13 protein-coding genes and 1 pseudogene are annotated in these 13,781 nt (G+C 53.0%); 12 read left to right on the forward strand and 2 right to left on the reverse strand.

All coding sequences use genetic code 11. From position 1 onward, the window contains the following. Positions 1-118 precede the first annotated feature (118 nt). From VK70_RS01755 to VK70_RS27665, 11 genes and pseudogenes are all read left to right on the forward strand, one after another. Positions 119-1,291 carry a polysaccharide deacetylase family protein gene (locus VK70_RS01755; protein ID WP_025697184.1) on the forward strand — a complete coding sequence of 391 codons (1,173 nt, stop codon included), beginning with the start codon at positions 119-121 and terminating at the stop codon, positions 1,289-1,291. Positions 1,292-1,510: 219 nt separating this feature from the next. Continuing rightward, positions 1,511-1,897: a GntR family transcriptional regulator gene (locus tag VK70_RS01760; RefSeq protein ID WP_025697185.1), complete on the forward strand. Its 387-nt coding sequence runs from the start codon at positions 1,511-1,513 to the stop codon at positions 1,895-1,897. Next, complete coding sequence (locus VK70_RS01765; protein ID WP_025697187.1) at positions 1,894-2,796, forward strand: ABC transporter ATP-binding protein; 903 nt, start codon at positions 1,894-1,896, stop codon at positions 2,794-2,796. Before VK70_RS01760 ends, VK70_RS01765 begins: the two co-directional genes overlap by 4 nt. Continuing rightward, positions 2,771-4,804, forward strand: coding sequence for a DUF6449 domain-containing protein (locus VK70_RS01770; RefSeq protein WP_025697189.1), 2,034 nt, complete (start codon positions 2,771-2,773; stop codon positions 4,802-4,804). The genes VK70_RS01765 and VK70_RS01770 overlap by 26 nt, the downstream gene beginning before the upstream one ends. Before the next feature lie 59 nt (positions 4,805-4,863). Next, positions 4,864-5,385, forward strand: a complete 522-nt coding sequence (locus VK70_RS01775) for a mismatch-specific DNA-glycosylase (RefSeq protein WP_025697191.1) — start codon at positions 4,864-4,866, stop codon at positions 5,383-5,385. 264 nt (positions 5,386-5,649) lie between these two features. Beyond that, entirely contained in the window at positions 5,650-6,351 is a 702-nt protein-coding gene (locus VK70_RS01785) for a YjjG family noncanonical pyrimidine nucleotidase (protein WP_025697195.1), read from the forward strand. Between the two features lie 83 nt (positions 6,352-6,434). After that, positions 6,435-7,367, forward strand: coding sequence for a manganese-dependent inorganic pyrophosphatase (locus VK70_RS01790; protein WP_025697197.1), 933 nt, complete (start codon positions 6,435-6,437; stop codon positions 7,365-7,367). A gap of 191 nt (positions 7,368-7,558) precedes the next feature. Continuing rightward, positions 7,559-7,993: an RrF2 family transcriptional regulator gene (locus VK70_RS01795; RefSeq protein ID WP_025697199.1), complete on the forward strand. Its 435-nt coding sequence runs from the start codon at positions 7,559-7,561 to the stop codon at positions 7,991-7,993. A gap of 186 nt (positions 7,994-8,179) precedes the next feature. Continuing rightward, complete coding sequence (locus VK70_RS01800; protein WP_025697202.1) at positions 8,180-8,833, forward strand: nitroreductase family protein; 654 nt, start codon at positions 8,180-8,182, stop codon at positions 8,831-8,833. A gap of 261 nt (positions 8,834-9,094) precedes the next feature. Next, complete coding sequence (locus VK70_RS01805; protein WP_025697204.1) at positions 9,095-10,195, forward strand: Glu/Leu/Phe/Val family dehydrogenase; 1,101 nt, start codon at positions 9,095-9,097, stop codon at positions 10,193-10,195. Between the two features lie 131 nt (positions 10,196-10,326). After that, a pseudogene (locus VK70_RS27665) lies at positions 10,327-10,407 on the forward strand (SDR family oxidoreductase); the annotation flags it as partial. 544 nt (positions 10,408-10,951) lie between these two features. Here the strand turns inward: VK70_RS27665 and VK70_RS01810 are convergent. Continuing rightward, positions 10,952-11,557 carry a peptidylprolyl isomerase gene (locus VK70_RS01810; RefSeq protein ID WP_046724048.1) on the reverse strand — a complete coding sequence of 202 codons (606 nt, stop codon included), beginning with the start codon at positions 11,555-11,557 and terminating at the stop codon, positions 10,952-10,954. Positions 11,558-11,782: 225 nt separating this feature from the next. On the opposite strand from VK70_RS01810, the gene VK70_RS01815 reads away from it, so the two are divergent. Next, entirely contained in the window at positions 11,783-13,006 is a 1,224-nt protein-coding gene (locus tag VK70_RS01815) for an MFS transporter (protein WP_025697207.1), read from the forward strand. Between the two features lie 68 nt (positions 13,007-13,074). On the opposite strand, the gene VK70_RS26220 is transcribed toward VK70_RS01815, so the two are convergent. Then, positions 13,075-13,671 carry a hypothetical protein gene (locus VK70_RS26220; RefSeq protein WP_025697208.1) on the reverse strand — a complete coding sequence of 199 codons (597 nt, stop codon included), beginning with the start codon at positions 13,669-13,671 and terminating at the stop codon, positions 13,075-13,077. Positions 13,672-13,781 lie beyond the last annotated feature (110 nt).

Raw genomic sequence — 13,781 nt, forward strand, 5'->3', positions numbered from 1 at the left:
ATTTTTCCTGCAAGTAACAATTTTTTTGCCTGCTGGTAACATTCTTTCAAATTCGCCCCTTTCTATTTATGCTATCTTAAATAATGAGAGAAGCTAAATAGATAGGAGACTTGCGGCCTTGTCAATCAAAAAAATACTGCTATGCGTTATTGTATGCTTCCTTGCATTGGGCGCAGTACCGGCTGTGCACGCCGAGGAAAGCGGCGAAATGAAGTTGGGGATTAATGACAGCGTTACGGATATCCGCGCTGTGTTCGTGGGGTATACCTTTTATGTGCCGGTGCGTGAACTTGCGGACGAATTGAAGCTCAGCCTTGGGGGAACGCCGGAGGACTTGATGCTTTCGGGTGACAGAGGAAGGATTAGAATTTTGAAGGAAGGAAAGGGAATTGCGGGAGACGGGACGGAAATCAGCCTGACCGTCTTTAAGCGTGGCGGCAAGCTGATGATTCCTCTGAAAATCGCCTCGGTGCTGGGCTATTCCGTGTCCTATAAGCCGGAACGGCATTTGCTGCGGATTACGGACGGTTCTCAGGTGCTGGATGACGGTGCGTTTGCCGAGAAGTTCAAGGAGAAGCTGAAACCGGAGGAGCCGCCCAAGCCGGCACCCAGCCCGTCTCCGGCTAAGCCTGAATCTTCCAAGCCGGCCCCGAATCCGCCCAAAACGGGCGTATCCGGGAAGGTCGTCTATTTGACCTTCGACGACGGACCGTCGGCAACCACCGGTCAACTGCTGAATATACTTGACAAGCACGGAGCGAAGGCGACTTTTTTCATGCTGGGACCAAACATCGAGCGTTACTCTAGCCAGGTGAAGCGGATGGCCAAATCGGAGCATGGCCTTGGGCTGCATGGCATAACCCATGTGAAGAGCAAATTTTACGCATCTCCGGCGGCGGCGCTGAAGGAAATGAACCAGGACAACGCCGATCTTGAAGCGGTCTCCGGACGCACCACCAAGCTGATCCGCCCGCCGTATGGCAGCAAGCCGTATTTTACGAAAGCTTTTAGAGATAAAGTGCTGGGCAGCGGATACCATCTTTGGGACTGGAACGTTGATTCCTTGGACTGGAAATATAAGACCGCCAGCGATTCGATCTATAACAATGTGGTCAGCCAGGTAAACAAACTGGACAAGTACGGCGTTAGTCCCGTCATTCTGATGCACGACCAGAAAGCGACGCTTCAGGTGCTGCCCCGCATTTTGGATTATCTCCACAAGAAAGGGTATCAATACGAAATCATAACATCCGATCTTAAGCCGCTGAACTTCTGGCATGATGCGCGGTGACCTAATGCGGGCTCCCATTTTACAGGGGCATCCCCTTTGCATCAGCTGATTCTGCCGTTCCCGTTGTGAGGAGAAATCTCCTGGCGGGAGCGGCTTATTTGATTTGGATAGAGTATATTGACAATTCCAGCCTACTGTATTATTAATGATAGTACAGTTAACACACCTAGACTGCAAGGAAAGTCATAAGCCCGGGAGCGGGGAAAGGGGGAATCGCATGTGTTTGAACTGGATGTTCGCAGCCGCAAGCCGATTTATGAACAGCTGACGGATAAGATCAAAGAGATGATTCTGTACAGTATTTTGCAGCCTGACGAGCAGCTGCCCTCTGTGCGGACTTTGTCGGCGCAGCTTACCGTGAATCCCAATACGATTCAGAAGGCTTACCGGGAGCTGGAGCGGGAAGGCTACATTTATTCACGGGCGGGAAAGGGCAGCTTTGTCTCCCCGGCGCAGCAGGGAATGAATGCGGCCAAAAGGGCGGAAGTGCGCGAGGAACTGCTGCGGCTGATGGCGGAAGCTGTGTACCTTGGCTTTACGGCAGCGGAAATTAGCGAGCTGTTCAAGCTGGCTTTGGAGAAAAAAGGGGAGGGGGATCAGACATGATTGAGATACGGGAGGTCAGTAAGATTTTTCAGGACCGGAAGGCGGTCGACGGGCTTTCTCTAACGATACATAAAGGGAATATATTCGGGCTGCTCGGCTCGAATGGAGCGGGTAAGACAACACTGCTTAAGACGATTGCGGGGATATATGAGCCGGAGTCGGGGGAGGTTCGGATAGACGGCAAGCCGGTATTCGAGAACCCAGGCAGCAAGGGGCGAATCGTATTTATGCCGGATTTTCCTTATTTCTTCCCGCAGGCTTCCATCGTGCAGATGGCCGATTTCTATAAAGCGATCTATCCGGGCTGGAGCGAGGAGCGCTTCAAGGAATTGGGCGAGCTGTTTCCGCTGGACCCAAGGCGCAAGCTGAACCGTCTGTCCAAGGGAATGCGGCAGCAGGCCGCTTTTTGGCTGGGACTCAGTTGTATGCCGGATGTGCTCATTATGGATGAACCGCTTGACGGGCTTGATCCGGTGATGCGCAGGCAGATTAAAAATGTACTGTTCCAGGAGGTTGCCGAACGCGGCATTACCGTTGTTATTTCCTCACATAATTTGCGGGAGATTGAGGATCTCTGCGATCATATTGGCATTATGCACGGCGGAGCCCTGCTGATCGATAAGGAGCTTGACGAACTGAAATCCGACACGCATAAAGTGCAGGTTGCTTTCCGGGACGAACGTCATGAACACGCGCTGACGGCAAAACTGCCGGTGCTTCACCGTGAACAAAGAGGCAGCGTCTTCCTTTATATTGTAAAAGGTGACCGTAAGCGGATCGAGGAGTATTTCCGCGTATACGACCCGTATGTTCTGGATCTGCTGCCGCTGACCCTTGAGGAAATCTTTATTTACGAAATGGAGGGGGCAGGCTATGACATCGCGCCGATACTTCTTTAACCGCGGAATAATCCGGCAAAATCTTAGGCAGCATTTGTGGATTGCAATCATCTATTTGCTCGGTCTGCTGTTCGCGCTGCCGCTGCAAATGTTCCTTGGCGGATATCCCGATGCACAGCCGCAAAAGGTGGACGATTTGTTCCGGATCAGCGGCTCGCTGCCCATGCTGTTCACGCTTACGCTGCCCGTGGCGGCCGGATTGCTGCTGTTCCGCTATCTTCAGCATAAAGGGGCGGCGGACGCGATGCACAGCCTCCCGCTGCGCCGGAAGCATCTGCTGACCGTTCAGTTGTTCAACGGCTTCATTCTGCTGCTCGTTCCGGTGTGGCTGACGACGCTTGCCGCCGGCTTGCTGCGGAACTTGGAGGGGAATATGTTCCTGTACAGCTGGGTGGACGTATGGACCTGGGGAGCAACAGTCAGCATTTTGGCTCTGTTTCTGTTCACCTTGACCGCTTTCGTCGGCATATGCCTTGGAATCACCGTGCTGCAGGGCATCGTTGTTTATATTCTGCTGATTCTGCCCTCTGTGCTTTTCCAGGTAATCTTTTACCATTTATCCAACTACCTGTACGGTTTTCCTAATCAGATCAGTATGAGCGGCATGGACTATTGGTCACCCTTTCTTCAAATGATGAACGTTACCGCCAAACCTTACTCATGGGTTGAGCTAGGCATATATGCGACTTTGATCGTTCTGTTCATCCTGCTGTCCTATCTGCTGTACCGCAAGCGGCGGGTGGAAACGGCAGGTCAGGCGCTTGCCTTTACGTACTTTAACCCGTTGTTTAAAGGCGGAGTTATGCTGTGCGCCATGCTGATCTCCGGCACCTATTTTGCGCAAACGCGCTCGGGCGGCATCGGGTGGGCCATCGCCGGCTTCGTGATCGGAGCCGTAATCGGATATGCTGCAGCGGAAATGGTCATCCGAAAATCGTGGCAAATCCTGAACCGTAAGCTGCCCGCCCGATTTATAGGGTACGCGGCGGTCCTCGGACTGCTGCTGTATAGTCCGGTATCGCCCTTGACCGGCTATGAAGCGAGAGTGCCGGCTGCTGATACCGTCGGCGGGATCTACGCCGGCAGTTATTACGATGCCTACACGACATCGAATTTCGCAGCCGCTAGCTCCGTAGATTACGAAGTGGCCCACAGTCCCTACGAGGGAGTAGACCCATTCTCGCCGGACCCGGCTTATATATCGGCCGTACGAAAGCTGCATGAAGCGCTTGTACAGGCACGGCCGGGGGAAGGGAAAGACCGGTACAAGTACTATTCGCCGGGTACGTTCTTCTATACCATTGCCTATAAACTGAAGGACGGACACAAAATGATCAGACAGTACAATGTACCGCTGGCCGGTTTCGAGCCTGAGCTGAAGGCTGTCATGGAGTCCCCGGAATTCAAGCGGACCCAGTACATTCTGCCGCAGCTTGACAAGCCCATTTCCCATTTTCAGATCAGCTCCGGCTTCAGGAGCATCGCGATTACAGACCCGGGGGAGATCGCCGAGTTCAAGGAGCTTTTGAAAGAAGAATACCTGAACATGTCTTTCAATGAGCAGATAGATAATCATGTTCCACTGGCTACCATTAATACGTATCCGCAGGAATCAATAGGGAGAGCATATTCTTTTTCCAACTATCAGTGGAAGTCATCCTTCCATAAATTGGCGGCATGGCTTGAGCAAAGGGGCTATGTGGACCGGATTAAAGTGAATGCGGACGATGTGGTGTCTGTTGAAATCGCGAAGCAGAGCGCCGAAGTTTCCCTTGAAGGAGGTAAAGCTTACAACCCGGAGAATTATCTTAATCTTGCGCGGAATCAGGGGCGGTCAATCCTAATCAAGGACAAGACGCAAATTAATGATGTGCTGCAAATAAGAAAAAATTTCTCGCCGGACGCTGACTCATATGTCGCACTCGTGAAATATAAGAACGGGAACAGTGATTTTTACCGGCTGGACAGGGCGGATATGACACCCGAGTTAATAGCGCTGCTGCCGTGAAGGGCAGGGGAATCAATGGATTAATTTACAATTATGTCATCAAAATGGAGGCGACGGCCATGAACCCGGTGAAGGATCATCTCGACTTCGGGCTGCACATTGTATTTATCGGCTTTAACCCGAGCCTGCGGTCGGGAGAAGTCGGCCACCATTATGCGAATCCGCGCAATAATTTCTGGAGAATACTGCATCGCAGCGGACTTACGCCGCGGCTGTACGACGCTTCCGAGGATGGCGAACTGCTTAAGCTGGGCTACGGTTTCACTAATATCGTCGCCCGTCCCACAAGGGGAGCGGAGGATATCACCCGGGAGGAGTACAGGGAGGGGCGCGATCTGCTGCGTGCCAAGCTTGCGAAGTACCGGCCGCACATCGCCTGCTTCGTCGGCAAGGGCGTGTACACGGAATTCAGCCGCAGGACGAAGGCCGACTGGGGCTTTCAGGAGGAACTGGAGCCGGTGGTGGATGGCGTGCGCGAATTTGTCGCACCGTCCTCCAGCGGACTGGTGCGGATGCCGATGGAGGACATCATCGGGATTTACCGTAGGCTGAATGAGGCCGTCCGGTCTGACGTGGAATGAATTTGTGCGCGAAACCGATATCCTTACTCCCTAGGAGGCGTATAAGCGGCTTCAAGGGGGCAGACAGTTATCAAGAAGCAAATGCAAGCAGCCTGAGTCCTGTATTCGCAGAGACGCAGGCTGCTCGTTTTTTTGAGAACGTTCAAAAAAAGGTTCTCCTGTATTATTTGCTGCGCGGCAGGAATGCGAAAGGAAGAGGTTGAACTTAACAATGATACAATCAGGACTACGGGATCATGCATGATAATGGGGGTAATAGTACAAGTGAAATATGATGTTATTTTGTTCGACGCCGATGACACGCTGTTCGATTACGATCAGTCGGAAAGCTATGCGCTGAGGGAAGCCTTTAAACAGTTTGGCATGCCGGAGGGCTTCGAAGACTGCGGATCTACATACAAAGAAATCAACAAGGGATTGTGGAGGGATTTGGAGCTCGGGCTGATCTCCTCCGACGCGCTGCGCGTGGAACGATTTACCCGGCTGTTTGCCGCACATGAGCTTGAGCTGGACCCCGAGTCCTTCAGCGCGGCATACCTGTTCCATTTGGGAGCGGGGACAGGAACCTTCCTGATTAAGGGGGCGGCGGAAATATGCAGAGAATTATCCGGCTGCCGTCTTGCGGTGATTACGAACGGCATTAAAGAAGTTCAGTATTCGCGCATCCAAGACTCCCCGCTGCGGGATGCGTTCGCGCATATCATCATTTCAGAGGAAGTCGGAAGCCAGAAGCCGGAGCCGGGCATTTTCGATCACGCTTTTGCCAAACTGGGACTTACACATGAAGACAAGCCTAACGTACTGATCGTCGGCGATACCCTGACATCGGACATCCAGGGCGGCATTGCGTATGGGATCGACACCTGCTGGTTCAACCCGCGCGGAAAATCCGGGGACCCCGGGATCACTCCGACCTATGAAATCAAGGCGCTGCCCGAACTGCTGAGCATTGTGGGCGGAGAGTAATCCCGGGCTCTCTCGCTTCTGGCGGCTTCCTATCAATGTATGGTATATTATAGTGAACAAAAACCAAAGTAAGGAGCTTGGAAATGGAAAAAACATTGATCTTTGGGCACAAAAACCCCGACACCGATACGATTTGTTCCGCCATCGCCTATGCCGCGCTCAAAAAAGAGCTGGGCTGGGACGTTGAAGCCATCCGCCTTGGCGAAGTCGGCTCCGAAACGCAATATGCGCTGGACCATTTCGGCGTGGAGGTTCCGCGTCTTGTGGAGAATGTTGCTGCCGAAGCGAAGCAGGTTATTCTCGTCGACCATAACGAGCGTCAGCAAAGCGCGAGCGACATCGATCAGGTGCGCGTTGTTGAGGTTATCGACCATCACCGGATCGCCAACTTTGAGACGGCGCATCCGCTGTATTACCGCGCCGAGCCGGTAGGCTGTACCGCAACGATCTTGAAGAAGCTGTACAAGGAGAACGGAGTGGAGATTTCGAAGCCTGTTGCGGGACTTATGCTGTCCGCTATCGTGTCCGACTCCCTGCTGTTCAAATCCCCGACCTGCACGGAAGAGGACGTGGCCGCAGCGAAAGAGCTGGCGGAAATCGCCGGTGTGGATACGGACAGCTACGGCCTGAGCATGCTGAAAGCCGGAGCGGACCTCAGCGACAAGAGCATCGATACGCTGCTTAATCTGGACGCGAAGGAATTCAGCATGGGCGGCAAAAAAGTGATCATCGCCCAGGTCAACGCGGTGGATACGAATGACGTGCTGTCCCGGCAGGCCGAGCTTGAGGCTGCCTTGCAAAGCATTATCGACGAGAAGGGTCTCGATCTGTTCCTGTTCGTCGTAACGGACATCCTGAACAGCGATTCCGTCGGCGTCGCTCTGGGCAGCGCGGCAGGAGCCGTGGAGCAGGCTTACAATGTGAAGCTGGACGACAACAAGGCTCTGCTCAAAGGCGTCGTTTCCCGCAAGTCGCAAATCGTGCCGGTGCTTACCGAGACGATAGCCAAGCTGTAAATTTAGACAACTGATTTGTAGCTGCTAAGCGCCGCTTTGCGGGGCTGCTTAACGGGGAGTTCCGGAGGCCGTAACTGGCGCGGAATTCCCTTTTTGCTATGGGGCTCATACATGTGTGCTGCGAAAATCCATTGCCTGTTGGTTTGTCCATTGTTACAATTAAGAAGATTTAAGGACAGGAGGCGAATTTTATGGCTAAACGCAATATAGGCACCTTGCAATACAAATCGTTCGGCCTGGCCCTTCAGGCGCTTGTGGTGATTGCCAAGGACGGAGGAACCTGTCCAAGCTGTGAGATTGCCAAGCTGATGTCATCCGAGCCGACGCTGCTGCGCCGCATTCTCGCCAAGCTGGCGAAGGAATCCATCCTGGTTACCCGCGAAGGGCGGGACGGCGGGTATATGCTGAACAAAGCGCCCGATCAGCTTACGCTGGCCGAGGTATACCGCGCGCTGGAGGTAGGGGAAGCCCGGCATCAAGCGGTCAGCGGCACGATGTGCGTGAATGATTTCGGCACTCAGATGAAGACGGCATTCTGCGGCATTCTGGAAGAGGTCGACCGCAGTGTCACCGAGGTGCTGGAGAAATATACGGTTGCCGACGTCGTTCGAAAAGCGGGATATTGACATAGCGCTTTTTATTGTTTTATACTGTGCTTATTAAACAACAGTTATATCGGCGGCGAATTACTGTAAGGTGAATCTTTTTTTTGGCTTTAACTGTGCTGTTATACACACAGAAAGAAACAAGGATAGGAACATCAAGCCGCACGGCCCGGCCGGCGGGAATATTTTTCAGGAGGTTAACCTGCTATGGAAACACAAGTTAATGCTAATCCGGCTTTCAGCCAAGTCTTGCGCGAACGCCATTCGGTGAGAAAGTATGATTCTTCCCGGAAAATGTCCAACGAAGAAATCAATGACCTGTTAAACGATGCGATTCTGGCGCCCTCTTCTTCCAATCTTCAGCCTTGGCGTTTTATCGTCATTACGGATCAGGCGCTTAAGGAGCAACTGCTGCCGATTGCGCACAACCAGCAGCAAGTTGTGGAATCGTCTGCCATTATTGCCGTGCTTGGCGACCTGGAGGCCTACCGCAACGTGAACAAGATTTGGGACTCGGCGGTAGAAGCGGGTCTTGCGACGCCGGAAGTGCGGGATATGATGGTGGAGAACAGTTGGAACAGCTACTCCGCTTTTAGCCGGGAGAAGCAGAAGGAGATCGCGCTGGTGGACGGCGGTCTGGTGTCCATGCAGCTGATGCTCGCCGCTAAGGCGAAAGGCTATGACACGGTGGCGATGGGCGGCTATGATGCCGAGAAGTTCCGTGAGATGTTCCAGATTCCGCAGCGTTATGCGACTGTCATGCTGATTGCCGTAGGCCATGCCGCGGTCCCGGGCCGCCAGACCTCGCGCCTGCCGCTTGAGGATGTCGTTTCTTACAACGGCTTCAAGGGTCAAGCTTAATATCATGAAGTATCATTAATAATCCCCGATCCTTTCTTCCTGGAGGCATCGGTTAATACGAACCCCCGCCGAACCCGGCGGGGGTTCGCCGCGTCCATGCGCCTGTTCTTTCGCGCTTGGAGAGAAGCGCCGGTTTCTGCTACAATCTTGGGTAGAGGCGGCTGCGCGGCGGGCAGGACATTCGGTTCGATCAGAAGCCGGGGCGCCGTATTACATTAAGATTTTAGAATTACCATACAACGGACAGGAGAAATGGAGAACATGGAGTTATTTTCGGCACTGGAACGGGACGATTACGAGCAATTGCTGTTCTGCCAGGATAAGGCATCCGGCCTGAAGGCGATCATTGCGATTCACGATACCACGCTTGGGCCTGCCCTGGGCGGGACCCGCATGTGGACGTATGCTTCCGAGGAGGAGGCTATCGTCGATGCGCTTCGTCTGGCAAAAGGCATGACCTATAAGAACGCCGTGTCCGGACTCAATCTGGGCGGAGGCAAGACCGTAATTATCGGCGATCCGAAAAAAGACAAGAACGAAGCGATGTTCCGCGCCTTCGGCAGATACATACAGGGGCTGAACGGCCGCTATATCACAGCCGAGGATGTTGGAACAACCGAAGATGATATGGACATCATCCATCAGGAGACCGATTACGTTACGGGGATTTCCAAATCTTACGGCTCTTCGGGGAATCCTTCGCCGGTTACGGCTTTCGGCGTATACCGGGGCATGAAGGCGGCGGCAAAAGAGGCGTTCGGCACGGATTCGCTGGCAGGCAAGACGATCGCTGTTCAGGGCGTCGGCCATGTCGCCTTTGCGTTATGCGGGTATCTTCAAGAGGAAGGCGCCCGCCTAATTGTCACCGACATTATTAAAGAGGCGGTTAAGCGGGCCGTGGATGCTTACGGCGCCAAAGCGGTTGATCCGAATGATATCGTCGGCGTGGCCTGCGATATTTACGCGCCATGCGCGCTTGGTGCGACGATTAACGACCAGACGCTGCCGCAGATCAAGGCCAAGGTAATTGCGGGCGCGGCCAACAATCAGTTGAAGGAGTCCCGCCACGGCGACGCGCTGCATGAGAAGGGCGTTGTGTACGCGCCCGATTATGTGATCAACGCGGGCGGCGTTATCAATATTGCCGATGAGTTGAACGGCTATAACAAGGAGCGGGCGCTGAAGCAGGTAGCGAAGATTTACGACAGCATCACCCGGGTGCTTGAAATTTCGCGCGTGAAGGGCATCCCGACCCACACGGCCGCCGACCATCTGGCGGAGGAACGGATCGCTCTGCTGAAGAACAGCCGCAGCACCTTTCTTCGCGACGGCCACCATAATCTGAGCAGAAGACATCTATAACGGATTTTCCGGACCGGGGATAATCGCCGGTATCTCACGAATGAAGACAAAGTTTATTCCATAAAAGCGATGGCAGTTCATGACTTTATTTTTACGTCTAGGGCTGCCGCTTTTACGTTTGGGGGAAAGTAATGACTCATTCACAACGTAAAATTGCTCTTATTACGGGAGCGAGCAGTCAAAATGGTATAGGAACAGCTATATGCCGCAGGTAAGCTAGTCAGGGAATAGATATTTTCTTCTTTGCGTGGAATTTGCCCGCCGTTACGAGAAGTTTAATTTAGAAACTGGAAGAATTATCAGTATTACATCAGGTCAGGAGAGTAGTCGCTTACAAAATGAAGGAGGGAGATCATCCTGATGCACTCCCACTCAAATGGAAGCGGGACAGTGCAGAAAGCCTGAAATTGTGCATCTTTTGGTCGCTTGATACACCTGTTCTATAACATACCTGCGAAAATACACTTTTTTTCCTGTTCAGCCTTAAATTCAGTCTGCAGAGCCTCAAATTCCTGTAAAATCGTAGGATTTCCTTGTGAATAAACGTTTTTGATCGAAAAAAGATGCACTTTAGCTGGTTTGCAATAACGCTGATCTATATCGACGCTGATCTATAATCACAGCCGGCCTGATCTCATCCCTTGATGTCGGAGCGATTTCCCTGATTCCTAAACGGGTTCGATGATGGAAATGACGGATAGAAAAGCAGAAGCCAGCCAAGTCTTTCAATAACCGAAAGGCTTGCTGGCTTTTTAATTACTGTACTTTATTGGGCTCAGGATAGGTGACACCCAAGGTGTCCACCGATACTTTCTTGATTACCGGCGGATTGGCGGGGCGGTCGTTGGCGTCTCGCGGAAGATTGACGATCGCGTCGACAACTTCAAGCCCTTCGGTGACTTTGCCGAAGGCCGCATACTTTCCGTCCAGACTCGGAGCAGCGTCCGTCATGATGAAAAATTGCGATCCCGCCGAATCGGGATCATTGGCCCGGGCCATCGACAGAACGCCTCTTGTGTGCAGGAGCGAGTTAGAGAAGCCGTTCTCGGAGAATTCTCCGGAGATGCTGTATCCGGGCCCTCCCATGCCTGTCCCCTCAGGGTCCCCTCCCTGAATCATGAACCCGGGAATAACACGGTGAAAAATCGTACCGTTATAGAACCCTTTTTGAATTAATGAAATGAAATTGTTCACCGTATTCGGCGCAACCTCGGGATACAGCTCGGCCTTGATGATGCCGCCGTCCTCCATTTCGATGGTCACCAGAGGGTGGCTTGCCTGCGGCTGCGACCCCGCAGACTGGGACGCGCCGGGGTCCGCGCTGCCCGGCTTATTGCCGCAGCCGGAAGCCAAGGCCAGCATCAGAAGGCCCAGAACCGCCCATACGGCGAAAGTATGATTTCGTATAACTTTCACTTACCGTCTCTCCTTTTTCATTAATCCGTTCGTCATATGCCATCATAACCCGGGCCAAACCGCTTTGCAAAATTCGCTCGAAACAACTCGAAACAAATGGGATTGGCACAAGCCGCAAAGAGGTTTACAATAATTAGGATGCTTCAGAGATTATTGAAAGGATTGTATTGTGTGGGGAATTTTTCATGGAAGCGGAATCTGGCCGTACTTTGGATAGGCGTGTTTTTTTGCAGCACCTCGTATTCGCTCTCGATTCCGTTCATGTCGATTTTTCTGAGCGATGATCTGGGGGTGGACAGCCATCTGGAGATATGGTCAGGCATCGCATTCGGCATCTCGTTTCTGGCCAGCGCGCTGATTTCTCCTTTCTGGGGGTCCCTGTCAGACAAATATGGACGCAAGCCGATGCTTATTCGTTCCGGCTTCAGCCTGGCCGCGCTCTATTTGATGAATTATTTTGTCTATGATCCATATGTATTTCTTGTTGTTCGGGTCCTTCAAGGACTTCTGGCCGGGTTCGTGCCGGCGTCGATCGCATTGGTGGCGACGAATACGCCGGAGGAGAAGACCGGGTATGCGCTAGGCGTGATGTCTACCTCGGGTGCTGCCGGAAGCATCATCGGTCCGCTCATCGGCGGTGTGATCAGCTATTATTACGGCAACCGCAGTGCCTTTCTGTTCTCAACGGCGATTGTGCTGGTGTCAGCGGTAATTGCTACCTTTTTTGTAAAAGAGCAGGTCTATGACCGGTCGGCTGTGAGATCGCGGGTACGCGATGATATCAGGGAGGCTAGGAGTAACCGAGCTTTCGTTGCTCTAATGGCGCTGACGGGAATCAGCAGCTTTTCCGTAATGATTCTGGAGCCGCTTATTCCCATTTATATGATGGATATGGGGATTGCGAAGAATAGTGCGTCGCTTACTTCGGGGATCGTCTTTTCATCGGTAGGCATAGCTACCGTGCTGATGGCTCCCAGGTGGGGAAAAATAGGCGGACGTAAAGGCTACGAATTCATCCTGTTTATCGGGCTTCTGGGCGGCGGAATCGGCAATATCCTGCAGTTCTTCGTTTCCGGTTATATCCAGTTCGCGCTGCTCCGTTTTGTCTATGGACTATTCTACGCCGGGGTTCTTCCTTCCATTAATGCTATGGTCGTACAGGTAACGGAGCCGGGCTTTCGGGGACGCGCTTTCGGCCTCAACCAATCGGTTTCCCAACTGGCGACCATGGCGGGACCTATCCTTGGCGGCCTGCTTGGAGCCTTCCTTCCCATTCCAGTGGTGTTCGTAATTAACGGGCTGATCCTGTTGACTGCCGCGCTGCTTGTGAAGAGACACCGGCTTGAAGCCCGTGTTGACGCCCCAAGGGCGAAGGAGACTCCTTCTTCCTTGTGAGGAGAGCGGGCTGGAGCGAAGTTAAGGCGCCGCCAGACGGAGGTCGCCTGGCGGCGCTTTCATTTTCTTTATTCATCTTCGCCCGTTGAGCCGTTCAGCACATCTGTGCCCGGCATAGCATCAAGTGAAGGGGATGCCGGATCGACCGGACTGCCAGCCTGAATATCGTCAGCGTCAGGAATATCCTCCAGCGGATCGATTTCGTCCTCCGAAGTCCATTCGTCATTGGCGTAATCGATAACGCCTTGAATCAGCCCGGCGGCGCCGGCGGCCAGGGAAGCATCGGAGTGCAGCAGCTCATCCCGGCTTGGAGCAGGTCCTCCAAGAATGCGGTCCTTCCTGTCGGGTAGATCGTCCTGCCCCGGATCGGAAGCGTTCAACCCGATATCCGCAGCCAGCCTCGGATCACGGGCCAATGCTTCATTGAAATCGGAATATGCGATTCCTTCGGCGGTGGAAGCGGCGCCGACCGGATCATGGCTGGTAAAAGGAGATTCAATGGGAACGAGAACGCTGCCAGAGGCCTCTTCGCTCACGCTCTGCGCAGTTTCTGTTCCCACAAGCCGGATGTCGTCCGCCGGAATGTCCTGTTCCGGAGAGATGCCGCCCATTTTGGCATAGCGTTCATACGTAAAATCGGCTTCCGTCTTATTGAATTTGACCATAGTTCTCATCTCCTTTTGGATGGGTCGAATGACTTCTTTAAGGGTCCATATTAATTTTATACCCTTCTAAAGCCAAACGAATCCTGAAGCGGAATCGCGCCGTTGTATTT

The organism is Paenibacillus durus ATCC 35681, from assembly GCF_000993825.1.
GTDB classification, from domain to species: domain Bacteria; phylum Bacillota; class Bacilli; order Paenibacillales; family Paenibacillaceae; genus Paenibacillus_AQ; species Paenibacillus_AQ durus_B.